Annotated in this window: 23 protein-coding genes; 11 read left to right on the top strand and 12 right to left on the bottom strand. The window is 69.6% G+C overall.

Annotated features, from left to right (window positions below; genetic code table 11):
• From NS331_RS14675 to NS331_RS14650, 6 genes are all read right to left on the bottom strand, one after another.
• On the bottom strand, nt 1-2,243 hold a 2,243-nt coding region (locus NS331_RS14675), incomplete at its 3' end, for a phosphoesterase (RefSeq protein WP_345940355.1).
• A gap of 142 nt (nt 2,244-2,385) precedes the next feature.
• The gene (locus NS331_RS14670; RefSeq protein ID WP_058642721.1) at nt 2,386-2,802 is read right to left on the bottom strand and encodes a type II toxin-antitoxin system VapC family toxin; all 417 of its coding nucleotides are present in this window, start codon (nt 2,800-2,802) and stop codon (nt 2,386-2,388) included.
• 4 nt (nt 2,803-2,806) lie between these two features.
• Nucleotides 2,807-3,061, bottom strand: a complete 255-nt coding sequence (locus tag NS331_RS14665; protein ID WP_058642720.1) for a FitA-like ribbon-helix-helix domain-containing protein — start codon at nt 3,059-3,061, stop codon at nt 2,807-2,809.
• Nucleotides 3,062-3,128: 67 nt separating this feature from the next.
• Complete coding sequence (locus tag NS331_RS14660; protein ID WP_058642719.1) at nt 3,129-3,767, bottom strand: TIGR00645 family protein; 639 nt, start codon at nt 3,765-3,767, stop codon at nt 3,129-3,131.
• A gap of 56 nt (nt 3,768-3,823) precedes the next feature.
• The gene (locus NS331_RS14655; RefSeq protein ID WP_082702494.1) at nt 3,824-4,240 is read right to left on the bottom strand and encodes a type II toxin-antitoxin system VapC family toxin; all 417 of its coding nucleotides are present in this window, start codon (nt 4,238-4,240) and stop codon (nt 3,824-3,826) included.
• Complete coding sequence (locus tag NS331_RS14650) at nt 4,237-4,482, bottom strand: AbrB/MazE/SpoVT family DNA-binding domain-containing protein (protein ID WP_153012862.1); 246 nt, start codon at nt 4,480-4,482, stop codon at nt 4,237-4,239. Before NS331_RS14650 ends, NS331_RS14655 begins: the two co-directional genes overlap by 4 nt.
• Nucleotides 4,483-4,709: 227 nt before the next feature.
• Here NS331_RS14650 and acs point away from each other — a divergent pair, with 227 nt between their 5' ends.
• From acs to NS331_RS14625, 5 genes are all read left to right on the top strand, one after another.
• The gene (acs, locus tag NS331_RS14645) at nt 4,710-6,710 is read left to right on the top strand and encodes an acetate--CoA ligase (RefSeq protein ID WP_058642716.1); all 2,001 of its coding nucleotides are present in this window, start codon (nt 4,710-4,712) and stop codon (nt 6,708-6,710) included.
• A 237-nt stretch (nt 6,711-6,947) separates the two neighbouring features.
• The gene (gene galE / locus NS331_RS14640) at nt 6,948-7,955 is read left to right on the top strand and encodes a UDP-glucose 4-epimerase GalE (protein ID WP_058642715.1); all 1,008 of its coding nucleotides are present in this window, start codon (nt 6,948-6,950) and stop codon (nt 7,953-7,955) included.
• A 42-nt stretch (nt 7,956-7,997) separates the two neighbouring features.
• Nucleotides 7,998-9,425, top strand: a complete 1,428-nt coding sequence (locus tag NS331_RS14635; RefSeq protein WP_058642714.1) for a mannose-1-phosphate guanylyltransferase/mannose-6-phosphate isomerase — start codon at nt 7,998-8,000, stop codon at nt 9,423-9,425.
• A 130-nt stretch (nt 9,426-9,555) separates the two neighbouring features.
• Complete coding sequence (locus NS331_RS14630; protein ID WP_242873757.1) at nt 9,556-10,110, top strand: LapA family protein; 555 nt, start codon at nt 9,556-9,558, stop codon at nt 10,108-10,110.
• Nucleotides 10,111-10,361: 251 nt separating this feature from the next.
• On the top strand, nt 10,362-11,279 hold the full coding sequence (locus NS331_RS14625) for an SDR family NAD(P)-dependent oxidoreductase (protein ID WP_058642713.1): 918 nt from the start codon (nt 10,362-10,364) through the stop codon (nt 11,277-11,279).
• 25 nt (nt 11,280-11,304) lie between these two features.
• Here the strand turns inward: NS331_RS14625 and NS331_RS14620 are convergent, their stop codons facing one another.
• Both NS331_RS14620 and NS331_RS27365 read right to left on the bottom strand, forming a co-directional pair.
• The gene (locus NS331_RS14620) at nt 11,305-13,584 is read right to left on the bottom strand and encodes a hypothetical protein (protein WP_242873756.1); all 2,280 of its coding nucleotides are present in this window, start codon (nt 13,582-13,584) and stop codon (nt 11,305-11,307) included.
• A complete protein-coding gene (locus NS331_RS27365) occupies nt 13,581-13,946 on the bottom strand; it encodes an HPF/RaiA family ribosome-associated protein (protein ID WP_058642711.1) in 366 nt (121 codons plus the stop codon). Before NS331_RS27365 ends, NS331_RS14620 begins: the two co-directional genes overlap by 4 nt.
• Before the next feature lie 242 nt (nt 13,947-14,188).
• Between NS331_RS27365 and ylqF the strand changes: the two genes are divergently transcribed.
• The 3 genes from ylqF (at nt 14,189) to NS331_RS14600 (ending at nt 17,676) form a co-directional block, all read left to right on the top strand.
• Nucleotides 14,189-15,193 carry a ribosome biogenesis GTPase YlqF gene (gene ylqF / locus NS331_RS14610; RefSeq protein WP_058642710.1) on the top strand — a complete coding sequence of 335 codons (1,005 nt, stop codon included), beginning with the start codon at nt 14,189-14,191 and terminating at the stop codon, nt 15,191-15,193.
• Nucleotides 15,194-15,199: 6 nt separating this feature from the next.
• Nucleotides 15,200-16,654: a SulP family inorganic anion transporter gene (locus tag NS331_RS14605; protein ID WP_058642709.1), complete on the top strand. Its 1,455-nt coding sequence runs from the start codon at nt 15,200-15,202 to the stop codon at nt 16,652-16,654.
• Nucleotides 16,655-16,734: 80 nt separating this feature from the next.
• Complete coding sequence (locus NS331_RS14600) at nt 16,735-17,676, top strand: M14 family metallopeptidase (protein WP_058642723.1); 942 nt, start codon at nt 16,735-16,737, stop codon at nt 17,674-17,676.
• 157 nt (nt 17,677-17,833) lie between these two features.
• Here the strand turns inward: NS331_RS14600 and NS331_RS14595 are convergent, their stop codons facing one another.
• Nucleotides 17,834-18,124, bottom strand: coding sequence for a c-type cytochrome (locus NS331_RS14595; protein ID WP_058642708.1), 291 nt, complete (start codon nt 18,122-18,124; stop codon nt 17,834-17,836).
• Between NS331_RS14595 and NS331_RS14590 the strand changes: the two genes are divergently transcribed.
• Complete coding sequence (locus NS331_RS14590; protein ID WP_345940354.1) at nt 18,114-18,491, top strand: TIGR04438 family Trp-rich protein; 378 nt, start codon at nt 18,114-18,116, stop codon at nt 18,489-18,491. The genes NS331_RS14595 and NS331_RS14590 overlap by 11 nt on opposite strands.
• Before the next feature lie 74 nt (nt 18,492-18,565).
• Here the strand turns inward: NS331_RS14590 and NS331_RS14585 are convergent, their stop codons facing one another.
• The gene (locus NS331_RS14585) at nt 18,566-19,756 is read right to left on the bottom strand and encodes a helix-turn-helix transcriptional regulator (RefSeq protein ID WP_058642706.1); all 1,191 of its coding nucleotides are present in this window, start codon (nt 19,754-19,756) and stop codon (nt 18,566-18,568) included.
• Nucleotides 19,757-19,880: 124 nt separating this feature from the next.
• Entirely contained in the window at nt 19,881-21,572 is a 1,692-nt protein-coding gene (gene ilvD / locus NS331_RS14580) for a dihydroxy-acid dehydratase (RefSeq protein ID WP_058642705.1), read from the bottom strand.
• A 98-nt stretch (nt 21,573-21,670) separates the two neighbouring features.
• Here ilvD and NS331_RS14575 point away from each other — a divergent pair, with 98 nt between their 5' ends.
• A complete protein-coding gene (locus NS331_RS14575) occupies nt 21,671-22,624 on the top strand; it encodes a LysR family transcriptional regulator (RefSeq protein WP_058642704.1) in 954 nt (317 codons plus the stop codon).
• A 4-nt stretch (nt 22,625-22,628) separates the two neighbouring features.
• Here the strand turns inward: NS331_RS14575 and bfr are convergent, their stop codons facing one another.
• Nucleotides 22,629-23,120, bottom strand: a complete 492-nt coding sequence (gene bfr / locus NS331_RS14570) for a bacterioferritin (RefSeq protein ID WP_058642703.1) — start codon at nt 23,118-23,120, stop codon at nt 22,629-22,631.
• Between the two features lie 175 nt (nt 23,121-23,295).
• Between bfr and lgt the strand changes: the two genes are divergently transcribed.
• Entirely contained in the window at nt 23,296-24,117 is an 822-nt protein-coding gene (lgt, locus tag NS331_RS14565; RefSeq protein WP_058642722.1) for a prolipoprotein diacylglyceryl transferase, read from the top strand.
• Nucleotides 24,118-24,190 lie beyond the last annotated feature (73 nt).

Here is a 24,190-nt window from a genome sequence, read left to right as displayed (position 1 = left end):
CCGGCGTACTCGGGCAGGTTCAGGATGTTGGCGGCGATGAAGGCCTCGGTGTACTTGGAACGGTTCATGTACGAGGCGTCGTTGGCCGGGTCGGCCAGGCCGAACATGTCCTGCAGCGTGCGCACGAAGGCGAAGTGGCTGTAGGCGTCGCTGTCGACCACGCCCTTGGGGGCGTTGGGCTGGTTGGTCAGGATGCCGAAGATGCTTTCGCCGTGGCCGCGGTTGCCCATCTGGTAGTTGTTGATGCTGGTGTCTTGCGACCAGGTGCCGTCCGCGTTCTGCTGCAGCGGGTTGGGCATGTTGGTGGTCTGCTTGACCTTCAGCGGGTTCCAGCCGCAGCAGGAATTGAAGCCGCTGGTGGCGTTGCCCTCGTCGAACATCAGCACGATGGCGACGCGCTTGTTGGGGTTCTGCCAGAGCGCCGAGGCCTGGATCTTCTTGACGACGTAGTCCACGTAGTTGTCGCCGCGCGTGATGATGGGCGACACGGCGCTGGTGCTGACGTTGTTGGCCACGCCGCTGCAGTCGCTGGCCGACACGGTGGCACCGCTGCCGTTGGTGCCCTTGACGGTGATGCCGTGCATGTCGTCGCACTGGTCGGGCATCAAAAAGTTGAGGTTGCCGACGTTGCCGCTGGCCAGGTCGGTGCCCAGCTGGTCGATGTCGTAGCCGGTGGGCGTGGCGTAGGCGCTGGCGTTCTTGAGCGCCGCATCCCACTGGCCGCCACCCATGGTGCGGTTGCTGTACTTCCACTCGGGGGCGCTGCGCACGTTCTGGTAGGCCATGCCGGGGTGGTGCTTGGTCTTGTACAGGCCGGCGGGCATGGGCAGGGTGAGGGTGCTGTCGCCGATGGCGCTGGTGTTGGGGCCGACGGTGCCGGGCGGGTACACATGGTCCTGCGCGGTGACGGCGGCGTCGGCCACGCTGTCGGTTCGGAAGTCCTGGCCGGGGTTCATCGACTCGCTGTAGGTGCGCCAGGTCATGCCGGCGGCGGTGATGGCGTTGAACAGGTTGGGCCGGCCCACGATGTTGTGGCTCACGGCGGCGGCCTGCGTGCAGGTGGTCTTGAAGGGCGAGCTGGCCAGGCCGGGCTGGGTGTTGTCGGGCACGGGCAGGTCCTGCACGGCGGTGGGGCCGGCGGCGTCGCAGTTCCACTGGCTGTCGTCGGTGATGCCGAAGTCGTCGGCGCCGCCCAGGGCGGTGTAGTTGGGCTCGCTGGGGTTGCCGGTGGCGTAGTAGCTCACCAGCTGGTTGCCGGCCTTGAGGTAGGCGTTGATCTTGGGCGCGTAGGGCGAGTTGGCGATCGACGAGCTGGCCTTGTTCTCCAGCATGACGATGAAGATGTTGTCGTAGCGCGGAATGCCCTCGACGTTGAAGGCGGCCTGCTGGGCCTGCGCGAAGGTGATGGGCTTGCGCGTGTCGGCCACGTTGGCGGTGAGGGCCGTGACGCCGTTCTTGCCGGTCAGGCGCGGGTCGCCGCCGGGCACGGCCAGGGCGTCGGGGTACAGGTCGCCGCGGTCGAGCTTGGCGGTGGCGTAGACGTAGCGGTTGTTCAGCGCGTTGGCCTCGGCCAGCAGGGCGGCCTGGGCCTTGCCGCTGGCCTGGTTGAAGTCGCCGAGCACGGCGGCTTCCTGCACGCCCAGGCGGGCGGCGATGTTGGTGCGCTCGGTGGCATAGCTGCTGCCGTTGGCGTCGATCAGGCGGGCCACTTCGGCCGACAGCGGGCTGATGACGACCTGCCCGGCCTGCTGGTCGGCGACCTGGCCGGCGCTGATGCGCAGGGCCTCGCGGCTGGCCACGGCCTGGCCGGTGGCGGTGTTCTTCGCGCTGGTGCCGATGTCGGCCAGCAGCGCGGCGCCCGCAGGCACCGACAGGCTGAACTTGCCGTTGGCGTCAGTGGTGGTGGCGGTTTCGCCGGCGTCGCAGCGTCCGTTGCCATTGCTGTCCACGCAGACCGTGGCGCCCGCGAAGTAGCCGGCGGAGAACACGGGATCGGTGGCGCTGCCGGCCTTGAAGGCCGTGGCGGCGACCACGCCGTTCACGGCGACGGTGTTGGCGCTGGATGCGCTGCCGCTGTTGCCGCTGCCCGTGGTGGTGGCGCCGCTGCTGCTGCCCGACCCCGACGACGAGGGCAGGAAGGCCACCGCATCATGCCCGCCGCCGCAGGCGGTGAGGGCCGCCGCGGCGAGGACGGTGAGGGCGGGAAAGAGAAGGCGCGAGGGCGCGGGGGCGATGAATTTCAAGATGACCTCTTGATCGTGGGCTGGGGGTGCAAAGCCCTTGGATCTTGGTCATGGGGGGTGTCATCACCGTGAAGGAAAACTGAGGTCGGGCTGACGCGTGGTCGCCCTTGCAGCGCCCGCGCGCTGCGGCGTTCAGCTGCGCCTACACCGACCAGGGATCGATCACCGTCACGCCTGCGGCGTCATAGGGGGCGGTGTCGCGGGAAGCGACGATGAAGGTCCTGGAAGCTGCGATGGCCGCGATGTAGCCGTCTGGTGTTGGAAAACCGCGGCCATTCGTTCTGGCCAGAACGGCCAGCGCTGCGTAGTGCCGGGCGGCATCGGTATCGAAGGGAAGAATGCGCCTGTCGAACAAGGCGACGAGTTGGCTCAGTGCCTGATCGAGCTTGTCTCTGCGCTTGCCCATGGGCAAGGCCTGGATGCCGAAGAGCAGTTCTGCGACCGTCACCGCAGAAAGATAAAGCGTTTCTGCCACTTGGGCGTTGAGCCACGCCTGAACCTTGGCGTCGGGCTGCGGCCTCATCGCCTCCGACACCACGTTGGTGTCCAGAACGATCACGCGGTCAGTCCAGCACGCGTGGCTGCGCGGGCGTGTTGTCGCGCATGTTCCTGAGCGCGTCCACGTCCCCGTCCGTCAGGCCGGCCTTGCGGCCGATGGCGGCCAACGCATCACCCATCTGGAGGCGCTGCTCTGGCTTGACTACCGCGGCGAGGATCTCTCTCACTTCCGCTTCGGTACTCCGCCCGTGCTGCGCCGCCCGCATGCGCAGCGCGCGGTGCACGTCGTCTGGGAGGTTTCTGACGGTGAGGGCAGCCATGGACGGGGGGATCGAGGTGGGGTGATGGCAAGCTTACTGAATCGCTATCACCCCCGCAAATCCCGGCTCAATGCCCGCCGTTCTTCTTGCTGTGCGACGCGGCGCTGCTCATCAGCTTGTCGGTGTACGCGATCGCCATCGCCGACAGCAGGAAGGCGACGTGGATCACCGTCTGCGCGATGAGCACCTTCTCGGTGTAGTTGTCGGCGTTGATGAAGGTCTTGAGCAGGTGGATCGAGCTGATGCCGATGATCGACATGGCCAGCTTGACCTTGAGCACCGAGGCGTTGACGTGGCTCAGCCACTCGGGCTGGTCGCGGTGGCCTTCGAGGTTCATGCGGCTGACGAAGGTCTCGTAGCCGCCCACGATCACCATGATGAGCAGGTTGCTGATCATCACCACGTCGATCAGCGCCAGCACCACCAGCATGATCACCGTCTCGTTGAGGGTGGTGATGGGCGCGCTGGTCTTGTAGCCGATGCTGGTGATGAGCGCCTGCAGCGCCGTCTGGTTGCCGAAGGCGGCTTCCACCAGGTGCAGCAGCTCGACCAGGAAGTGCACCACGTACACCGCCTGCGCCACGATCAGGCCCAGGTACAGCGGCAGCTGCAGCCAGCGGCTGGCGAAGATGATGTTGGGCAGCGGGCGCAGCGGCGAGCTGCGTTTGACAGGCGCGGGCGGGATGGGGTCGTTCAGGTCGGCCATGGAATAAGCGCAAAAAAATGCAGAGGGAAGATGCGGCGAAAAGATGTAGCGCCCGCTCAATGGGCTCCTGGGCGCAGGCAGCGAATATGCACGTTCAATGTGTCGGCCAGGGCGAGCCACGGCCGGTCGGCGGTCAGCACGGGCGCCTGCAGGCGCGCGGCCACGGCCAGGCACAAGCGGTCGCCCAGGCTCAGGCCGTGCGCACGCGTCAGGCTGCGCCAGTGGCCGGCGCGATGGCCGTCTTCGGCGGTGACGTCCACCACCTGGTAGCCCAGGTCGGCCACCACGGCGTCGATGGCCTCGGGCGGCATGTCGCGGTCGACCAGCTTGGCGACGATCTCGCACTGGTTGGCCGCAGTCACGAGGCACGGATGGTCGTGCAGGGCGGCCTCCACCTCCAGATGGCCCGGCTCTTCCTGCAGGAAGGCGAGCACGGCGGAGGCGTCCAGCATGATGGGGGAAGGCGGGCTCATTCCTGGTCTGCAGCGCGGCGGCGGTCGGCCGCGAGTTCTTCGGACAGGGAAGGGGCGCCTTTGGGCACGGTCTGCTGAAAGCGTTGCTGGGCACGGTGCAACTGGGCACGGCGCGTGGTGGCCACCAGTTCGCCGTCGCGGACACGCCAGATCAGTTGGTCACCGTCATGCAGGCCCAACTGCTCGCGCAAGGCGGCAGGAATGACGGCTCTGCCATGGTGGAGGTTGGAAGTGGCTTGCATGGCAAGTAGGGTGGTTTATGGGACGTTCTGGCATTTTCCATCGGATCCATGTCGAAATGCCATGAATGCCCATTCGGCGCGTAGATTGGCCGCCTGGTTAGCATCGCCGGATCGGCATGGCGGGTGGCCGTCAGCGTCAGAGCCTCGTAAGACGCCCGCAGGACAGTACGCCGCGTTCCCCCTTCCGCCATCAAGACCGGGCCATCCGGCCCTCAGGAGACATCACCATGAGCAGCAGCTCGGCATCCACCATCCAGTCCGTCCTCGTCGAAAACCGCGTGTTCGCGCCGAGCGCCGAGGCGCAGCAGGGCGCCCGCGTGTCGGGCATGGCGGCCTACCAGGCGCTGTGCGACGAGGCGGCGGCGGACTTCGACGGCTTCTGGGCCCGCCAGGCGCGCGCGCACCTGAACTGGAGCAAGCCCTTCAGCCGCACGCTCGACGAATCCAACGCACCGTTCTACAAGTGGTTCGACGACGGCGAACTCAACGCCAGCGCCAACTGCCTGGACCGGCACATCGGCACGCCGGTCGAGAACAAGACGGCCATCGTCTTCGAAGCGGACGACGGCACGGTCACCCAAGTCACCTACAAGGACCTGCTCTCGCGCGTGAGCCGCTTCGCGAATGCGCTCAAGGCGCAGGGCATCGGCAAGGGCGACCGCGTGATCGTTTACATGCCGATGGGCGTGGAGGGCATCGTGGCCATGCAGGCCTGCGCGCGCATCGGCGCCACGCACAGCGTGGTGTTCGGCGGCTTCTCGGCCAAGGCGTTGAACGAGCGGATCATCGATGCCGGCGCGGTGGCGGTGATCACGGCCAACTATCAGCTGCGCGGCGGCAAGGAGCTGCCGCTCAAGGCCATCGTGGACGACGGCATCGCCATGGGCGGCTGCACCACGCTCAAGACGGTGCTGGTGTACGAGCGCACGCCCTCGGCCTGGAACAGGGTCGAAGGCCGGGACAAGACCTTCGACGAGGCGCTGCAGGGGCAGGGCGACGATTGCCCGCCGGTGGCGGTGGACGCGGAGCATCCGCTCTTCATCCTCTACACCTCGGGCTCCACGGGCAAGCCGAAGGGCGTGCAGCACGCCACGGGCGGCTACCTGCTGTGGGCCAAGATGACGATGGAATGGACCTTCGACATCCGCCCTGAGGACGTGTTCTGGTGCACGGCCGACATCGGCTGGATCACCGGCCACACCTACGTGGCCTACGGCCCGCTGGCGGCGGGCGCGACGCAGGTGGTGTTCGAGGGCATTCCCACGTACCCGAACGCCGGCCGCTTCTGGCAGATGATCGAGAAGCACAAGGTCAGCATCTTCTACACGGCGCCCACGGCCATCCGCTCGCTGATCAAGGCGGCCGAGTCGGACGAGAAGGTGCACCCGAAGAACTGGGACCTGTCGTCGCTGCGCATCCTGGGTTCGGTGGGCGAGCCGATCAACCCCGAGGCATGGATGTGGTACCACCGGAACATCGGCCACGAGCGCTGCCCCATCGTCGACACCTTCTGGCAGACCGAAACCGGCGGCCACGTGATCACGCCGCTGCCGGGCGCGACGCCGCTGGTGCCGGGCTCCTGCACGCTGCCGCTGCCGGGCATCATGGCCGCCATCGTCGACGAGACCGGCAAGGACCTGCCCAACGGCGCCGGCGGCATGCTGGTCATCAAGCGGCCATGGCCCTCGATGATCCGCACCATCTGGAACGACCCTGAGCGTTTCAAGAAGAGCTACTTCCCCGAGGAGATGGGCGGCACCATCTACTTGGCCGGCGACGGCGCCGTGCGCAGCGAGGACCGTGGCTACTTCCGCATCACCGGCCGCATCGACGACGTGCTGAACGTCTCGGGCCACCGGCTGGGCACCATGGAGATCGAATCGGCGCTGGTGTCCAAGACCGACCTGGTGGCCGAGGCCGCCGTGGTGGGCCGCCCGGACGACGTGACGGGCGAGGCGGTGTGCGCCTTCGTCGTGCTCAAGCGCGGCCGGCCGACCGGCGAGGAGGCGAAGCAGATCGCCAACGAGCTGCGCAACTGGGTTGCCAAGGAAATCGGCCCCATCGCCAAGCCCAAGGACATCCGCTTCGGCGACAACCTGCCCAAGACGCGCAGCGGCAAGATCATGCGCCGGCTGCTGCGCAGCATCGCCAAGGGCGAGGCGATCACGCAGGACACCTCGACGCTGGAGAACCCGGCGATCCTGGAGCAGCTGGCGCAGACGAACTGAGCGCCTTTGCCGTTCGCGTCGGCAGCTTCGTCCTCTCGTCCCCCTGTCGCCCTGAGTTTGTCGAAGGGCGGGATGCCGCGCAGACCCTGAAAGCCTGGCGTCCCGTCTGGAGCGCATTCACTAATTCTTTCAACTTCACCCGGGGCTGATGCGGATTGCCCACATCCCCCGTCCGGCCGGTGAGTAACATCGGCCGCCTCAGGAGCCTTGCGCTACAAAACTTCAGATTTCCGCTTCATGATTCTCGTCACCGGCGGCGCCGGCTTCATCGGCTCCCACACCTGCGTCGCGCTGGCGGCGGCAAGGCGTCCCTTCCTCGTCCTCGACAACTTCGACAACAGCCGCCCGGACGTGCTGGCCCGCGTGGGCCGCATCAACGGCGCCGAAGTGCCCTTCGTGGAAGGTGACATCCGGGATGGGGCGCTGGTGCGCCGGGTGCTGAAGCAACACGGCATCACCGCCGTCGTCCACTTCGCCGCGCTCAAGGCGGTGGGCGAGTCGATGGCGCAACCGCTGCGCTATTACGACAACAACGTCGCCGGCACGGTGGCGCTGCTGGGCGCCATGAAGGAATGCGGCGTGCGGCAGATGGTGTTCTCCTCGTCCGCCACGGTGTATGGCGACCCGGACACGGTGCCGGTGAAGGAAGACTTTCCCTTTCGTCCCGCCAACGTCTACGGCCACACCAAGGCCATGGTCGAGCAGATGCTGGCCGACCTGTGCGCGGCCGAGCCCGACTGGCGCGTGGCGCGGCTGCGCTACTTCAACCCGGTGGGCGCGCACGAAAGCGGCCTGATCGGCGAAGACCCCCAGGGCGTGCCCAACAACCTGATGCCCTACGTGGCCCAGGTGGCGGTAGGCCAGCGCGCCGAGTTGAGCGTGTTCGGCAACGACTACCCCACGCCCGACGGCACCGGCGTGCGCGACTACATCCATGTGATGGACTTGGCCGAAGGCCACGTCGCCGCGCTCGACCACCTGGACCGCCAGCCCGGCCTGCTGACCGTAAACCTGGGCACCGGCCGGCCCGCGTCGGTGCTGGACCTCGTAAACGCCTTTGGGCGCGCCTGCGGCAAGCCGATTCCCTACAAGGTGGTGCCGCGCCGTGCAGGCGACGTGGCCGAATACTGGGCCGACCCGGCGCTTGCCCGACAATTGCTCGGCTGGCAGACCCGCCGGGACCTCGATGCCATGTGCGCCGACGCCTGGCGCTGGCAAAGCGGCCGCGCTGCGCTGGCTGCCTGAGCCTTGATCGATTCCAACAAAAGACCTCGTCCTTTTCGCACCATGATTCCCGTCATCCTCTCCGGCGGCTCCGGCACGCGCCTGTGGCCGCTTTCGCGCGCCGGCTATCCCAAGCAGTTCCTGGGGCTCACCGAGGCTCAGACGCTGTTCCAGATGACGGTGGCGCGCCTGACCGGGCTGGATGGCGACCGCCCCGTCCGGCCGATGGTGGTGTGCAACGAGGGCCACCGCTTCATCGTCGCCGAGCAGCTGCGCGAAAAGGGCCTGCAGGCCCATGCCATCGTGCTGGAGCCGGCGGCCCGCAACACCGCGCCGGCCATCGCCGCCGCCGCCGTCACCGCCATGGCCGACGGACAGGACCCGCTGCTGCTCGTCCTTGCCGCCGACCACGTCATTCCCGACACCGCCGCCTTCCACGACAGTGTGCGCGCCGGCGTGCCGGCGGCCGAGGCCGGCAAGCTGGTCACCTTCGGCATCGTGCCGACGGCGCCCGAGACGGGCTACGGCTACATCGCCGTGCCCAGCCGCCTGGACGCCGCTGCGCCGGTGGCACCCGTGGCCGTGCAGGCCTTCGTCGAAAAGCCGGACCTGCAGACCGCCCAGGGCTACCTGGAAGGCGGCCGGCACCTGTGGAACAGCGGCATGTTCCTGTTCAAGGCCTCGGCCTACCTGCAGGAGCTGGAGCGCTTCGCGCCCGCCATCGCTGCCGCCGCGCGCGCGGCCGTGCAGGACGGCAAGAAGGATCTGGACTTCGTGCGCCTGGATGCCGACGCCTTCGCCCGGTCGCCCGAGGACTCCATCGACTACGCCGTGATGGAGAAGACCGACAAGGCCGTGGTGGTGCCGCTGCGCGCCGGCTGGAGCGACGTCGGCGCCTGGAACGCCGTGTGGCAGGTGTCGGGCAAGGACGCCCAGGGCAACGCCTTCCGTGGCGACGTGGTGGCGCACGAGGTGCGCAACAGCCATGTGCATGCCGAGCACCGCCTGGTGTCGGTGCTGGGCCTGCAGGACGTGGTGGTGGTCGAGACGGCCGATGCGGTGCTGGTGGCCAGCAAGTCGCAGGTGCAGGACGTCAAGAAGATCGTCGACAAGCTCAAGGCGCAGGGCCGCTCCGAGGCCTCGGCCCACCGCAAGGTGTACCGGCCCTGGGGCGCCTACGACTCCATCGACCAGGGCGAGCGCTACCAGGTCAAGTGCATCACGGTGAACCCGGGCCAGAAGCTGTCGGTGCAGATGCATCACCACCGCGCCGAGCACTGGATCGTGGTGTCCGGCACGGCCAAGGTGCAGATCGGCGACAAGGAGATCCTGCTCACCGAAAACCAGTCGACGTACATCCCGCTGGGCGTGGTGCATGCGCTGGAGAACCCCGGCAAGATCCCGCTGGAGTTGATCGAAGTGCAGTCGGGCGCCTACCTGGGCGAGGACGACATCGTGCGCTTCTCGGACCGTTACGGCCGGGTGGGCTGAGGGCGCGGGCTCGATATGCCGCGGCGGGGCGACCCCGCCGCACACGCGCAGGCGTCCGTCGCCGACAGCCCCGGCGCCATGCGCCGATGTACAAATCGCGGCTTTCCATCATCAAGAAGAGAGGAAGCCCATGGGTGCGCGCTCCATCATCCTGTTCGTCATTGCCCTGCTGATCGCCGCGCTGGCGGCGCTCAACTGGGGCACGCTGTCGGCGCCCACCGTCATGTCGCTGGGCGTGACCACGGTGACCGCCCCGCTGGGCCTGGTGATGCTGGGCCTGACCATCCTGCTGGCGGCCTTCTTCCTGGCCTACGTGCTGTGGCTGCAGGGCACCGTGCTGCTGGACGCCCGCCGCCACACCAAGGAACTGCAGGCCCAGCGCGAGCTGGCCGACCGCGCCGAGGCGTCGCGCTTCACGGAACTGCGCACCTTCCTCGAATCGCAGGAAAGTACCCTGGCCGCCCGCACGGGCGAACGCCATGCGGCCATCCTGGCGCGCATCGAGCAGCTCGAAACCGCCCTGCGCCAACGCGCCGATCAGGCCGACAACACCCTGGCCGCCCACATCGGCCAGCTGGAAGACCGCCTGGACCGCCGGCCGGCGGCCGTGCCGGCCGCGACACCGGTCGGCGTGACGCCGTTGACTGCATCGACGGTGCCGGCGTCCTTCGATCCGCGGGGTTGAGCCGGCGGCAGGTACGCGGCGTCCCGGCGGTGGACGTCCGCAAGGCCACCATGGCAACGCCGCGCGTTGCTGAGCGCAAATTACACCCAGGAGGTGATCAATTGGTGTAGCTATGCATGGACGGTGTTCTGCGCGATTACGTCGCCCGCCATTCCCACTGACGCCGGCCCACCTGCGCGACATCCGCCCGCACGCCGGGCCGCTAAAGTCCAGGTTTCCTCCAACGAGACAACCTTCCACGGAACGCGCCCATGACGACTCCTTCTCTCGACTTCCACGGCCGCGTGGCCATCGTGACCGGCGCGGGCGGCGGCCTGGGCCGGCAGCATGCGCTGGCGCTGGCGCGGCGCGGCGCCAAGGTGCTGATCAACGACCTGGGTGGCGCGGTGGACGGGCAAGGCGGTTCCGCCACCGCCGCCGAGCGGGTGGCGCAGGAGATCCGCGACCTGGGCGGCGAGGCGCTGGCCAACGGCGCCTCGGTGACCGACTTCGCCGCCGTGCAGGCCATGGTGCAGCAGGCGGTGGACGCCTGGGGCCGCGTCGACGTGCTGGTCAACAACGCCGGCATCCTGCGCGACAAGAGCTTCGCCAAGATGGAGCTCGACGACTTCCGGCTGGTGGTGGACGTTCACCTGATGGGCGCCGTGCACTGCACCAAGGCCGTGTGGCCGGTCATGAATGCGCAGAAGTACGGCCGCATCGTCATGACCAGTTCGTCGTCCGGCCTGTACGGCAACTTCGGCCAGAGCAACTACGGCGCGGCCAAGATGGCCCTGGTCGGCCTGATGCAGACGCTGAGCCTGGAAGGCGCCAAGAACAACATCCACGTCAACTGCCTGGCGCCGACGGCCGCCACGCGCATGACCGAAGGCCTGATGCCCCAGGAGGTGCTGGATGCCCTCAAGCCCGAAGCCGTGGTGCCGGCCATGCTGGTGCTGGCCCACGAATCAGCGCCCACGCGCACGGTGCTGTGCGCCGGTGCGGGCACGTTCGAGGCGGCGCACGTCACGCTGACGCAGGGCGTGCACCTGGGCCTGGGCGAGCTGGTGCCGGAGCAACTGGCTGCCCGGCTCGCCGAAGTGACCGACCGCAATGGCGAGCAGGTGCCGCAAAGCGGCTCCGCGCAGGGCAGCAACGAGGTCAGCCAGGCGATGGCCGCACGCCGCTGAGAAGCGAACCGGAGGGCTGGATGGGTCAGCCGCCGCGGCCGGGCGTCGCCGCGGGGATGGACAGCGCCGGCGCGCCGACTGCCGGCGCAGTCACGGCGGGTGCCGTGCTCGCCGGCCGCGCGGACTCGGGCAGATGCCGCTCGATCCACCCGGACCGCCATCCCCACACCACCAGCGCCGCGGCCACCAGCAGCACCGCCGCGCCCACCAGCCAGCCCGTGCTGCGGTCCGCATAGGGATCGTTCAGCACCCGCTTGGCCCCGTGCGGCAGCTTGGCCATGCGCGACAGCGATCCGCCCAGGCGCACGCTGACCTTCATGCGGCCGTTGATGGCCCAGCCGCTCGCGTCCAGGATCGGCCCCAGGCTGCGCTGGCGCAGCTTGATCCAGGCGATCAGCATGCTGGGGCCCGAAATGGCCACCACCACTCCGACCAGCGCGATGGGGATCCACGGCCCCAGGTCGACGAACTTGGTGAACATGGCCACCAGCACGGCGCTGATGCTGCCCATGGCCACGCCCAGCGCCGCCACGGTGCCGACGTCGATGCGGCCGGGCAGCTTGGGCAGGGCCGCCGGCTGGCCGGCGGTGGCGGGCGGCACGGCCTTGTCGGCGGTGGCGACCGTGGTGGCCATGGTGCTCAGGCTGGCCTGCGCGGTGGCCTCGCTGGCCGCGGCGCGCTTGGCCACCTGCTCCTCGATCATGCGGATGAACTTCTTGTACGGCGCCACGAAGGCCTGCGCGACGCTGGTCGGGTTGTCGATCAGCTGGGTGATGGTGGCGTCCCAGTCGCGGCCGTCGCGGTCGTAGAACACGCCGTTGCGGCCGACGAAGAGGAAGTCGGTGTCGCCCGCGGTGAAGGCGGCCACGATGGTCATCTTGTCCTTGCCGCGCGTGCATTCGCAGTAGGCCAGGCAGGTCTTGGCCAGGCCGGCCAGCATGGCGTGCTTCTTGGCATCGGCCACGCGCACCACGAGCTCGCAGCTGCGGCCGTCCAGGTACAGGCGCCCGGCCTGGAAGATGGCGCCGCGCCGGGCGTAGAAGTCCTCGAAGGAGACGAAGTTGCGCAGCAGCCGGTACAGGTCGCGCTTGAAGCGCAGCAGCTTTTCAAGGTCCACCAGGCGGCCGTTGTGGGCTTCTTCCGCCTCGTCCTGGCGCAGCAGTTCCATCACGGTGGCTTCGGCGCCCAGCCAGCCCTGCAGGATGTCGGGTGGGGTGTCGGCGGCATTGCCCAGGCGCGTGGCGGGCCGGCTGGCCAGCCATTGGCGGCAGGGCGCGAGCCGCTCGCGCAGCAGCGCCCACTGGGTGTCGTCGATGGCTTCCAGCGCCTCGCCGAGCAAGGGCGCCACGGCCCGCGCGCGCAGCCGCGCCAGGGCCCCGGCCCAGGCCGGATTGACGCGGCCGGCCAGCGGCAGGGTGCGGCCGGGCGCGACGGGCGCCAGCGGCAGGGCGGCGAGCGCAGGCGCATGCACGTCGATGGCGCTGCCGGCCAGCGCGTCATAGGCAGTGGCGGCCGGGTTGAGGGCGGGCACGGCCTTGGGGTCGAAGGCGGCCACGTGGCAGCGGGCGAAGAAGTCGTCCACCTTGGCCTCGATGGCATCGACGGCGGCTGCGGCGGCCAGCGTGTCGTCGCCCAGGGGCATGGTGGCGTCGTCGCTCACGGCCTGCGCATGCCAGTCGGCGAGCGCATGGGCTTCCTTGAAGAAGGCGTCGGCCTGCCCGCGCGCGATGCCCGCGGTGCCTTTGCGGTCGGGCTGGCTGCCATGGGTCTGGAGGATGCGTTCGATGACGGCGCGCGCGGCCTCGTCGTCGCCGGCCGTCTCGGGCGTGATGACGCCGTCGCCATTGAAGCGCAGCGAGGCCAGCAGTTCGCTGCGGCCGGTCACGTCGCCGAGGGTCAGGGCATCGGTGTCGGGGTTCTTGCCGACGATGCCGAGGATGCGGCGAGCCTCTGGCTGCAGGTCGCTGCTGTCCGCGATGTCGGCGGGGAGGAGCGTGTCGCCGGCCGCGATCAGCAGTTGCGGGTCACGCAACTGCGCCGCCGCCCATTCGCAGGCGGCGATCAACTCGGGTGGGCGGATGCGGCCGTCGTCGTTGCTGTCGATCAGGGCCAGCGTGCGGCTGTCGAATTCCAGGCCCTGCACCGGGCAGGCCAGGGCGACCCAGAGCTTGCGGTCCAGTTCGCCGATGTGGGCGATGTCCTGGCCGCTGCGCAGCAGCACCTGGTCGACACCGCCCGTGTGGGCGAACTGCCAGACGTGGCGCCCCGGGGCGGCCACGTCCGGCTGCTCAGCGCTGCCGCTCAATCGGCCAGGCCGGCATCGGCGCCGACGGTGCGGATGGAGGTGCGGTCCCGATGGTCGGTGCGCTTGCCGATGGCGCTGTCGAGCGCATGCTTGAGCTTGCTCAGGGCACCGCGGAAGGCCTCGTCCTGGGTGGCGGCGTCCTGCGTGGTGGCGATGGGCGCGTGGCCGGCCAGGCGGGCCTCCAGGGTGCAGCGCTTGTCGGCCTGGCCGCCGCGGGCGGCGTTCTCGTCGCTCAGGTGCACTTCCACCCGGGTGACTTCCTCGGCAAAGCGGTGCAGGTGCTGGCGGAGTTCGGCGTCCGCCCAGCGCTCCAGCGATTCCTTGTTCTCGATGCCGTTGCCGGTATTGACCTGGATCTGCATGAAAAAGGGCTCCTTTTGTAGATGGCCGGCAGCCGCCAGCCGGTGCCATGCACTCTGCCGCAGCGCGCGACGGCCCGGCGTAGGCGAAGGCCAATGGGTGGCCGAAGGCGGGGCCGGCGGGCTGCGGCGACAATCCGTGCCCTTCTGCACACGCCAGGCGCCGCGGCGACCGTGTCCTCGTCCTGGCCTGCCGCCGTGGCCGTTCGCGCCGCCTTCCTCGTTTCCCCAGCCCGATTCCCGCCATGACGATCCAATGGTTTCCCGGCCACATGCACGCCACCCGCAAGGCCATCACCGAGCGGATGAAGACCACCGACGTCGTGATCGAGCTGCTGGACGCGCGCCTGCCCGGCTCCAGCGCCAACCCGGCCATCGCCGCCATCACGGCGAAGAAGCCGCGCCTGAAGATCCTCAACAAGCAGGACCTGGCCGACCCGGCCCGCACCGCCGAATGGCTGGCCCACTACCAGGCGCAGGAGGCCACGGGTGCCATCGCGCTCGACGCCAGCCAGACGCCGCCCGCCCAGCGCGCCGCCATCATCGAGGCCTGCCACCGCCTGTCGCCCAACCGCGGCGGGCTGGCCAAGCCGATGCGGGTGCTGATCTGCGGCGTGCCCAACGTGGGCAAGTCCACGCTCATCAACACGCTGAGCCTCAAGCGCCAGGCCAAGGCCGCCGACGAGGCGGGCGTGACCAAGCAGGAGCAGCGCATCCTGCTGGCCGACGATTTCTACCTGTACGACACGCCCGGCATGCTGTGGCCCAAGATCATCGTGCCCGAAAGCGGCGTCCGCCTGGCCGCCACCGGCGCCGTGGGCCGCAATGCCTACGACGACGAATCGGTGGCGCTGGACGTGCTGGCCTACCTCAAGGCCCAGTACACCGAGCTGCTGCGCGCCCGCTACAAGCTGCCGGCCGACAACGCCCAGCTGGCGCTGTGCACCCAGCCCGACGAGGACATCCTGGCTGCCATCGGCCGCAAGCGCGGCGCGCTGCTGGGCGGCGGCCGCATCGACATGCAGAAGGCGGCCGAGGCCGTGCTTACCGACCTGCGCAGTGGCGTCATCGGCCGCATCACGCTGGAGACGGTCAACCAGTTCCTCGGCTGGCTGGCGGCCGGTCGCAAGGCCGAGGCCGAACTCAAGCGCCAACGCGCTGCCGCCCTGCGCGCCCGGGGGCGCGGCCGCGACGCGGACGCCATCGAGCAGGACGAGAACTGGGGCGGCCCGGCGGACGAGGAGGGCTGACCCACCATGTCCCGCCACCCGCATCCCTTCCGCGCCGAGTGGGCGCCCAGCATTCCGCGCGAACTCATGGCCGGCGCGGTGGCCACCTTCGCGCTGATCCCCGAGGTCATCGCCTTCTCTTTCGTGGCGGGCGTGGACCCGGCCGTGGGCCTGTTCGCTTCCTTCGTCATCAGCATCGTGATCGCCTTTGCGGGCGGGCGGCCGGCCATGGTGTCGGCGGCGGCCGGCTCGGTGGCGCTGGTGGCGGCGCCGCTGGTGCAGTCGCACGGCGTGCAGTACCTGTTCGCGGCCGGCGTGCTGGCGGGGCTGGTGCAGATGCTCTTCGGCTGGCTGCGGCTGGGCACGCTGATGCGCTACGTGTCGGGCTCGGTGCGCACCGGCTTCGTCAATGCCCTGGCCATCCTGATCTTCTCGGCGCAGATGCCGCACCTGGTGGGCGCCAACCTGGCGACCTGGGCCGCGGTGGGCGCGGGGCTGCTCATCATCTACGGCCTGCCGCGGCTGACGACCGTGGTGCCGTCGCCGCTGGTGAGCATCGTGGTGCTCACGCTCGCGGCGCAGTGGCTGCAGCTGCCGCTCAAGACGGTGGCCGACCTGGGCCTGCTGCCCGACGGGCTGCCCAGCTTCGGCGTGCCGCAGGTGCCGCTGTCGTGGCAGACGCTGCAGCTCATCGCGCTGCCGGCGCTGGCCATCGCCATGGTCGGCCTGCTGGAGTCGCTCATGACCGCCAGCGTGGCGGACGAGCTGACCGACACCCCCAGCGCCAAGAACCGCGAGGCCACCGGCCTGGGCCTGGCCAACGTCGCGGCCAGCTTCTTCGGCGGCATCGCCGGCTGCGGCATGATCGGCCAGACCGTCAGCAACGTGCGCTATGGCGGCCGGGGCCGGCTGTCGACGCTGTTCGCGGGCGCCTTCCTGCTGGTGCTGATGGTGCTGCTCAAGCCCTGGGTGTCGAAGGTGCCGGTGGCGGCGCTGGTGGCCGTGATGGTCATGGTGTCGGCCTCCACCTTCGACTGGGGCTCGGCGCGGGCGCTGTGGCGGCATCCCAAGCTCTCCAGCGTGGTCATGCTGGCCACCGTCGTGGTCACGGTGCTGACCGACAACCTGGCCGCGGGCGTGGCGGTGGGCGTGCTGCTGAGCGGCGTGTTCTTCACCTTCAAGGTGGCCCGGCTGATCGCGGTCGAACCCATGGAAGAAGGCGGCCGGCTGGTCTACCGCGTCTCGGGGCAGGTGTTCTTCGCCTCGGCCGACATGCTGGTGGAGGCCTTCGACATCCGCGACATCGAGGGCCGGCCGGTGCGCATCGACCTGACCGGCGCGCATTTCTGGGACATCACCGCCGTCAACGCGCTGGACAAGGTCTGCCAGCGCCTGCGCAAGCACGGCAGCGCGGTGGAGGTGGTGGGCATGAATGCGCAGACGCGCGCGCTGGTCTCGCGGCTGGACCTGGCCATCGAATAGCCGTCGGCGCGAGGGGCAGGGCGCCCTTCGCTGTCGCGCACGGCCAGCGCCGAAGCGCCGGCCTCGCCACAATGTCCCGCATGACCGCTTCAACGCCCACCTTCGAGGTCCTGCCCCGGGACCTGTCCGCCTACCGCCATGGCAACACCGGCATCGACTACGTCCATCGCTTCGACTCGGGCCAGCCCGGCCCGCACGTCCTGGTCAATGCCCTGACCCATGGCAACGAGATCTGCGGCATGGTCGCCGCCACGCACCTGCTCGACCGCGGCGTGCGGCCCGTCAAGGGCACGCTGACCATCAGCTTCGCCAACGTGGCGGCCTACGAAAGCTTCGACATCGAGCGGCCCTTCGACAGCCGCCAGCTGGTGCACAACATGAACCGCATCTGGTCGGCCGAGATGCTTGACGGCAGCGAGGACAGCCCCGAGTTGCGCCGCGCCCGCGAACTGCGCGCCGTGGTGGATGCGGCGGACCACGTGCTGGACATCCACTCCACCAGCCAGGACGTGCAGCCCTTCTGGGTCTACCCGGCCTACGCGCGCAATGCCGCCGTGGCGCTGGCCCTGGGCCTGCCGCCGGTGCACCTGGTGATGCCGCAGGGCCTGGGCTCGGGCACGCCGCTGATTCAATACGGCCGGCACGGTCTGGACGGCGATGGCCCGCAGACGGCGCTGGTGGTGGAATGCGGGCAGCATTTCGCGCAGTCCGCCGCCGACCTGGCCACCCGGGTGGCGCACGACTTCATCGCCCATTTCGGCCTGATCGCGCCGCGCGAGGACCGGCTGCCGCCGGCACCGCAGCGCCGCTTCGAGCTGCTGCAGACGCACATGGTGCACACGACGGAATTCCGCTTTGAGCGGCCGCTGGTGGGCTTCGAGACCTTCGCCAGGGACGAGCTGATCGCCACCGACGGGGAGCGCCACATCGTCTCGCCCTTCGACGGCTGCACGGTGTTCATGCCCACGCGCGACGCCATCGTCGGGCGCGAGGCGGTGTACCTCACGCGGCCGCTGGGCTGAGCACGTTCGACCCAGCCCGTTCGGGGCTGAGCGTGTCGAAGCAGGGGCACATCGGCCAGCGCGCCGTTGCGCCCTTCGACAGCCCGAACGGATCGACGACCCAGGCCAGCGCTTCGGCGGGCTGAGCGTCAACGGGCGATGAGGTCTCAGGCCGCCGTCACTTCAGCGTCAGCACCCAGGCGGCCAGCTTCTTCGCATCCGCCTCGCTCACCTGGCTATTCGCCGGCATCGGCACCGGTCCCCACACGCCCGCGCCGCCCTTAAGGATCTTGGTGGCCAGCAAGTCCTCGGCACCCTTCTGGTCCTTGTAGCGGGCTGCCACGTCCTTGAAGGCGGGGCCGATCACCTTGCGGTCCACCGTGTGGCAGGCCATGCAGTTCTTGCTGGTCGCCAGGGCCAGGTCGGCGTGGGCCACCGGCAACAGGCCGGCCAGGCCGATGGCGGCCATCAGCCACCGGCCGCCTGCAGAGGCTGCCGCGCGGCGGCCGTCGGCGTTACAGTCGTTTGCAATCTGGCTCGTGCGCGGCGCGGCGGGCGGTTGGAACGAGGAGCGGAACATGTGGCTATTGGTCGTGGGGTTGGCGGCAATCGCGTTGAAGTACTTCGAGGTCGGCTTCGTCGCCGGGCTCGACTGGTGGATCGTACTGTTGCCGTTCCCGGCTGCGGCGCTGTGGTGGGCTTTTGCCGACTGGTCGGGCTACACCGCCCGACGTGCGATGGAGCGCGACGACGCCCGCAGGGAAGACCGGCTCGAGCGCCAGCGCGACGCGCTGGGTCTGAGCACCCGCCGCGGCGGGTCGCGCCGCAAGCCCTGAGCAGCCGATCGTGACTCGTCGGGCGCCGCGGGCACCGAGCCCCGCGGCCCCGGCCACCGTCGGCCGTCCAGCCGTCAGCGGTCTCGCTCGCCCGGCGCGTCCACCACGGCAAAGCGCGACAGCAGCCGGATCAGCTCGCTCTGCCGGCCGACCTGCGTCTTGGCGAAGATGGCCTTCAGCTGCGTCCTGGCCGTGGCGACCGACACGCCCACGCGGTCGGCCGCCTCCTGCACCGAGAGGTCCTCGAACAGCAGCCGGGCCAGCCGGCTTTCGGCGGGCGAGAGGCCGAACAGGTCGCGCAGCAGGCTGGCCAGGTCGGGCATGCGCCAGGGCGCGCCCTGCACGACCAGCAGGGCCAGCGCCTTGTCCGACGTCGCGATGCGGTCCTGCAGCGGAATGGCCAGGGCATGGTCGGTCGTCGTGCCGGTGCCGGTGCCCGTGCGCCGCCGCAGGCTCACGCCCACGCTGCGCCGCCGGCCCAGCAGGCCGCAGGCGGTGCGGATCGCCTTGAGCAGTTGCAGCCGCTCGGGCGATGCGGCGCTGCGGCGCAGCACGCCGTCGGGGGCCTCGGCCCAGGCGCGCCCCTCGGCGTTGCTCAGCACGGGCTCGCCGCTGGGTGCGACCACCAGCACCGGAAAGCTCAGCCGGTCGAGCACCGCCGCGCTGAGCTGCACCTGGTCTTCGAGCTGGCTGAAGGCCAGCCGCAACTGCGCCGCCCGCACCAGGTGCGGCATGAGTTCCAGCAGCACCGCCTCGTCCCGCGGCCGGTAGTTGCCGTGCAGGCGCTCCCGCTGGAAGGACAGCACGTACTCGATGTCGCCGCGCCGGGCCAGGCGCGAGGCCATGTTGGCGTGCAGCCCGTAGCGGTGGAAGAAGTCGCCGTAGAAGGGCGACTTGTCTATCACGAAGGCGCCCAGGTTGCGGTGGTCCTGGTAGACCGTGCCCAGCGCCACGCGGTCGGCCACCAGCTTGGAGGGATCGATGGTCTGGAACTCGGCGTTGTATTCGCCCATGAAGCGGGCGTGCGCGTCGGCGTCCTCGCAGAAGCCTTCGGAGATGCGGAAGCGGTTGCCGTCGTGGTCCCACACCAGCAGGTGGGCCTGGGCGGAACCCGTCTCATGCGCCAGGCGCGCCAGGGCGTGGCGCCAGCCCGCGGCCGAGGTCACGCCCTCGTAGAGCAGCGAGACGATGTCGAGCAGGTCGGCCGCGCGCGGCGGCGCGTCGTCACCGGCGGGCGGGTGGGCGGCAAGGCGGTGTCCGGGCATGGGACGAAGCAGCATCGTTCATCGACATCGCCCGAGCTTTGCAGCCATGGGAGGCGGCGCCATCCCTCATATGGGGGATGGCGCCGGAAGGGGCGCACGGGTTGGTGCGCGCCCGCGGTCGCGCTCAGAAGCGGTCGAGCACGGCGCCCAGGCTGGCGCTGGAGGCGTTGAAGGCGAACTTGGCCTGCACGCCGCGGGTGTAGCGCGGTGCCGGCGCCTTCCAGGCGGCGCGGCGGCGGGCGATCTCCTCGTCGGGCACGTTCAGCTCCAGGCGCAGCGTCTTGGCGTCGATGGTGATCGAGTCGCCCTCGTGCACCAGCGCGATGGTGCCGCCGGCCGCGGCTTCGGGCGCCACGTGGCCGACCACCATGCCCCAGGTGCCGCCGGAGAAGCGGCCGTCGGTGATCAGGCCCACGCTCTCGCCCAGGCCGGCACCGATCAGCGCGCCCGTGGGCGCCAGCATCTCGGGCATGCCGGGGCCGCCCTTGGGGCCCAGGTAGCGCAGCACCATCACGTCGCCCGCCTGGATCTTGCCGGCCAGGATGGCCTGCAGCGCCGACTGCTCGTCGTCGAACACGCGGGCCGGGCCGGTGATGGCGGGGTTCTTGAGGCCCGTGATCTTGGCCACGGCGCCCTCGGGGCTCAGGTTGCCCTTCAGGATGGCCAGGTGGCCCTGCGCATACAGCGGCTTGTCGATGGGGCGGATCACCTCGGGGTTGGGCGGCACGTCGGGCACGTCCTTGAGCGTCTCGGCGATGGTCTTGCCGGTGATGGTGATGCAGTCGCCATGCAGCAGGCCGGCATTGAGCAGCAGCTTCATGACCTGCGGAATGCCGCCCGCGCGGTGCAGGTCCACGGCCAGCCAGCGGCCGCTGGGCTTGAGGTCGCAGATGACCGGCACGCGCTGGCGGATGCGCTCGAAGTCGTCGATGCTCCACTCCACGCCGGCCGCATGCGCGATGGCCAGGAAGTGCAGCACCGCATTGGTGGAGCCGCCCGTGGCCATGATGACCGACACGGCGTTCTCGATGGCCTTGCGGGTGACGATGTCGCGCGGCTTCAGGTCCTTCTTGATGGCCTCGATCAGCACCTTGGCCGATTCCTTGGCCGAGTTCTGCGTCTCGTCGTGCGGGTTGGCCATGGTCGACGAATAGGGCAGGCTCATGCCCAGCGCCTCGAAGGACGAGCTCATGGTGTTGGCCGTGTACATGCCGCCGCAGGAGCCGGTGCCGGGGATGGCGCGGCGCTCGATCTGCAGCAGGTCCTCGTCGCTCAGGTTGCCGGCGGCGTTCTGGCCCACGGCCTCGAACACGCTGACGATGTTCAGGTCCTGGCCCTTGTAGTGGCCGGGCAGGATGGTGCCGCCGTAGACGTAGATGGCGGGCACGTTGGCGCGCAGCATGCCCATCATGCCGCCGGGCATGTTCTTGTCGCAGCCGCCGACCACCAGCACGCCGTCCATCCACTGGCCCTGCACGCAGGTCTCGATGCAGTCGCTGATGACCTCGCGGCTGACCAGCGAGTACTTCATGCCCTCGGTGCCCATGGCCATGCCGTCCGAGATGGTGGGCGTGCCGAAGATCTGGGCGTTGCCGCCGGCTTCCTCGATGCCGGCCACGGCCGCGTCGGCCAGCTTCTGCAGGCCGGCATTGCAGGGCGTGATGGTGCTGTGGCCGTTGGCCACGCCGACCATGGGCTTGGCGAAGTCGTCCGCCTCGTAGCCGATGGCGTAGTACATCGAGCGGTTGGGCGCGCGGCTCTTGCCTTCGGTGATGTTGGCGCTGCGGCGGTTGATCTTGATCGGCTTGGTGTCCATGGCGGGCGTGTCTCTGCGGTACGTGGGGCTTCGGATTCTCCACGCCCGGTCTGATTGCCTCCAATCCTATTTGGCGTGCCGATTGATATGCTGGCCGAATGAAAGACGAGCCCCTGATCGAGCTGCGCGCCTGGCGCCAGTTCCTGGCCGTGGCCGAGGAACTGCATTTCGGCCGCGCCGCCCAGCGGCTGCACATGACGCAGCCCCCCGTGACTCAGGCCATCGCCCAGCTGGAGCGCACGCTGGGCGTGCAGCTGTTCGACCGCACGCGGCGGCGCGTGGCCCTCACGCCCGCCGGCGAGGCGCTGGTGCCCGAAGTGCGGGCGCTGCTGGCTCAGGCCCGCGCGCTGCCGGCCCGCGCACGGGCGGCCGATTCGGGAGAGGCGGGGCGGGTGCGGCTGGCCTTCGTCTCCACCATCGGCTTCGACCGGCTGCCGGGCTGGGTGCGCGACTTCCGCGAGCACAGCCCGCAGGTGGCGCTGGAGCTGGTGGAAGCGACCGGCGACGTGCAGCTCGAAGCGCTGGCCCGCGGCGATATCGATGCCGGCCTGCTGCTGCATCCGCCCGGCGCGGCACCGGCGGGGCTGGCCCGGCTGGCCGTGGCCACCGAGCCGCTGGTGCTGGCGCTGCCGGCCGCGCATCCGCTGGCGCAGCCGCCGCGGCCGGCGCTGGCCGAGGTGCTGGCCGAGCCGCTGGTGCTGTTCCCGCGCCGCATCCTGCCCGGCGTGCACGATGCGGTGATGCAGCTCTATGCCGAGCACGGCCGGCGGCCGCAGCTGGCGCAGGAGGCAATCCAGATGCAGACCATCGTCAACCTGGTCTCCGGCGGCCTGGGCGTGGCCTGGGTGCCGGCCAGCGTGACGGCCTTCAGCCGCGCCGGCGTGGTCTACCGCCGGGCGGAGGAACTGAAGGGGGAGGGAAGGGGGAAGGTGCGGCTGCCGAGTTGCGAGACCAGCCTGGTGTGGCTGGGGCAGGGACAGCAGCCGGCGCTGGCGCGCTTCGTGCGCTTCGTGAAAGCGCGCGCCGCGGCCGGCGAGGACGGGAGGGGCTGAGCGATCAGTTGGGCGAGACCGACGAGGCCTCGCCCATCTGCGACTGCAGGTAGTTGGCCAGGCCGATCTTGTCGATCAGGCCCAGCTGCTTCTCCAGCCAGTAGGCATGGTCTTCCTCGGTGTCGTGCAGTTGCGCGACCAGGATGTCGCGGCTGACGTAGTCGCCCACGCTCTCGCACAGGGCGGCGCCCTTCTTGAGCGCGTCGCGCACCTCGTATTCCGTGTCGAGGTCCTTGCGCAGCATTTCCTCCACGGTGGTGCCGGGCACGAAGGCCTTGGGGCTCATCTCGGGGGTGCCGCCCAGCATGAGGATGCGGCGCATCAGCGCGTCGGCATGCTCCGTCTCTTCTTCCATCTCGTGGTTGATGCGGTCGTACAGCCGGCCGAAACCCTGGTCCTCGTAGTTGCGCGAATGGATGAAGTACTGGTCGCGCGCGGCGAGCTCGCCGCGCAGGAGGTCCTTCAGGTAGTCGATGACTTGGGGATGGCCCTGCATGTGGTTCTTTCGAGACGGAAAACCGCGCGAGTATCCGCCCGTGCCCCGCATCCGCGAAATGCGGCGGCGCAATGGCCCCCGATGCGCACTCTGCATGCGGATGCGGCAGTCGATCAGACGCATTCGCATCGGCGCCGGACCGGGCCGTCACGGCCCCGCGGGCACAATGCGCGCCATGCTGATGTACCCCCATATCGACCCGATCGCCCTGCAGATCGGCCCGCTGGCCGTGCACTGGTACGGCCTGACCTACCTGGCGGCGTTCGGCCTGTTCTACCTGCTGGGCACGCTTCGGCTGCGGCACGAGCCCTTCGCCTCGATGACGGGCAGCGCGGCCTGGACGCGCAAGGACGTGGAGGACATTCTTTTCTTCGGCGTGCTCGGCGTCATCGTCGGCGGCCGGCTGGGCTACTGCCTGTTCTACAAGCCGGGCTACTACCTGTCGAATCCGCTGGAGATCTTCATGGTCTGGCGCGGCGGCATGAGCTTCCATGGCGGGCTGATCGGCGTGATCGCGGCCATGGCCCTGTTTGCGCGGGCGCGCGGGCGCCGCTTCTGGCAGCTGATGGACTTCATCGCGCCCTGCGTGCCGACGGGCTTGGCCGCGGGCCGCGTGGGCAACTTCATCAACGGCGAGCTGTGGGGCCGTTTCGCGCCACCGGATCTGCCCTGGGGCATGGTGTTCCCGCAGAGCGGCTCAATGCTGCCGCGGCATCCGTCGCAGGTCTACCAGTTCCTGCTGGAAGGGCTGCTGCTGTTCGTCATCCTGTGGCTCTATGCGCGCAAGCCGCGGCTGGAGCGGCGCGTGTCGGCCGTGTTCCTGATCGGCTACGGCGTGATGCGCTTCGTGGCCGAGTACTTCCGCGAGCCGGACGACTTCCTGGGCCTGCTGGCGCTCAACATGAGCATGGGCCAGTGGCTGTGCGTGCCCATGATCGTTGCGGGCATCGTGCTGTATGCCACCGCCCCGCGCCAGCCGCGCGTGGCGCAGGCCTGAGGGACTGATCGGCGCCGGCGCGCTGAGCCGTTGCTCCGCGCACTGGCTTTGATAGCCCCTCTCCCCTCGCGGG

Origin of the sequence: Pseudacidovorax intermedius (genome assembly GCF_001476815.1) — a bacterium.
Taxonomy (GTDB): Bacteria; Pseudomonadota; Gammaproteobacteria; order Burkholderiales; family Burkholderiaceae_C; genus Xenophilus; species Xenophilus intermedius_A.
Note: the sequence above shows the minus strand (reverse complement) of the source record. Positions and strands in the feature narration are given on the sequence as shown.

What these genes read in the sequence shown, in the direction of transcription:
- NS331_RS14590 (WP_345940354.1), top strand. Translation starts at nt 18,114, where the DNA reads ATGGCGGCCATCAGCCACCGGCCGCCTGCAGAGGCTGCCGCGCGGCGG.
- NS331_RS14665 (WP_058642720.1), bottom strand. Translation starts at nt 3,061, where the DNA reads ATGGCTGCCCTCACCGTCAGAAACCTCCCAGACGACGTGCACCGCGCG.
- NS331_RS14655 (WP_082702494.1), bottom strand. Translation starts at nt 4,240, where the DNA reads ATGAGCCCGCCTTCCCCCATCATGCTGGACGCCTCCGCCGTGCTCGCC.
- acs (WP_058642716.1), top strand. Translation starts at nt 4,710, where the DNA reads ATGAGCAGCAGCTCGGCATCCACCATCCAGTCCGTCCTCGTCGAAAAC.
- galE (WP_058642715.1), top strand. Translation starts at nt 6,948, where the DNA reads ATGATTCTCGTCACCGGCGGCGCCGGCTTCATCGGCTCCCACACCTGC.
- ylqF (WP_058642710.1), top strand. Translation starts at nt 14,189, where the DNA reads ATGACGATCCAATGGTTTCCCGGCCACATGCACGCCACCCGCAAGGCC.
- NS331_RS14650 (WP_153012862.1), bottom strand. Translation starts at nt 4,482, where the DNA reads ATGCAAGCCACTTCCAACCTCCACCATGGCAGAGCCGTCATTCCTGCC.
- NS331_RS14575 (WP_058642704.1), top strand. Translation starts at nt 21,671, where the DNA reads ATGAAAGACGAGCCCCTGATCGAGCTGCGCGCCTGGCGCCAGTTCCTG.
- NS331_RS14660 (WP_058642719.1), bottom strand. Translation starts at nt 3,767, where the DNA reads ATGGCCGACCTGAACGACCCCATCCCGCCCGCGCCTGTCAAACGCAGC.
- NS331_RS14625 (WP_058642713.1), top strand. Translation starts at nt 10,362, where the DNA reads ATGACGACTCCTTCTCTCGACTTCCACGGCCGCGTGGCCATCGTGACC.
- NS331_RS14630 (WP_242873757.1), top strand. Translation starts at nt 9,556, where the DNA reads ATGGGTGCGCGCTCCATCATCCTGTTCGTCATTGCCCTGCTGATCGCC.
- NS331_RS14595 (WP_058642708.1), bottom strand. Translation starts at nt 18,124, where the DNA reads ATGGCCGCCATCGGCCTGGCCGGCCTGTTGCCGGTGGCCCACGCCGAC.
- NS331_RS14605 (WP_058642709.1), top strand. Translation starts at nt 15,200, where the DNA reads ATGTCCCGCCACCCGCATCCCTTCCGCGCCGAGTGGGCGCCCAGCATT.
- NS331_RS14600 (WP_058642723.1), top strand. Translation starts at nt 16,735, where the DNA reads ATGACCGCTTCAACGCCCACCTTCGAGGTCCTGCCCCGGGACCTGTCC.
- NS331_RS27365 (WP_058642711.1), bottom strand. Translation starts at nt 13,946, where the DNA reads ATGCAGATCCAGGTCAATACCGGCAACGGCATCGAGAACAAGGAATCG.
- NS331_RS14585 (WP_058642706.1), bottom strand. Translation starts at nt 19,756, where the DNA reads ATGCCCGGACACCGCCTTGCCGCCCACCCGCCCGCCGGTGACGACGCG.
- bfr (WP_058642703.1), bottom strand. Translation starts at nt 23,120, where the DNA reads ATGCAGGGCCATCCCCAAGTCATCGACTACCTGAAGGACCTCCTGCGC.
- ilvD (WP_058642705.1), bottom strand. Translation starts at nt 21,572, where the DNA reads ATGGACACCAAGCCGATCAAGATCAACCGCCGCAGCGCCAACATCACC.
- lgt (WP_058642722.1), top strand. Translation starts at nt 23,296, where the DNA reads ATGCTGATGTACCCCCATATCGACCCGATCGCCCTGCAGATCGGCCCG.
- NS331_RS14635 (WP_058642714.1), top strand. Translation starts at nt 7,998, where the DNA reads ATGATTCCCGTCATCCTCTCCGGCGGCTCCGGCACGCGCCTGTGGCCG.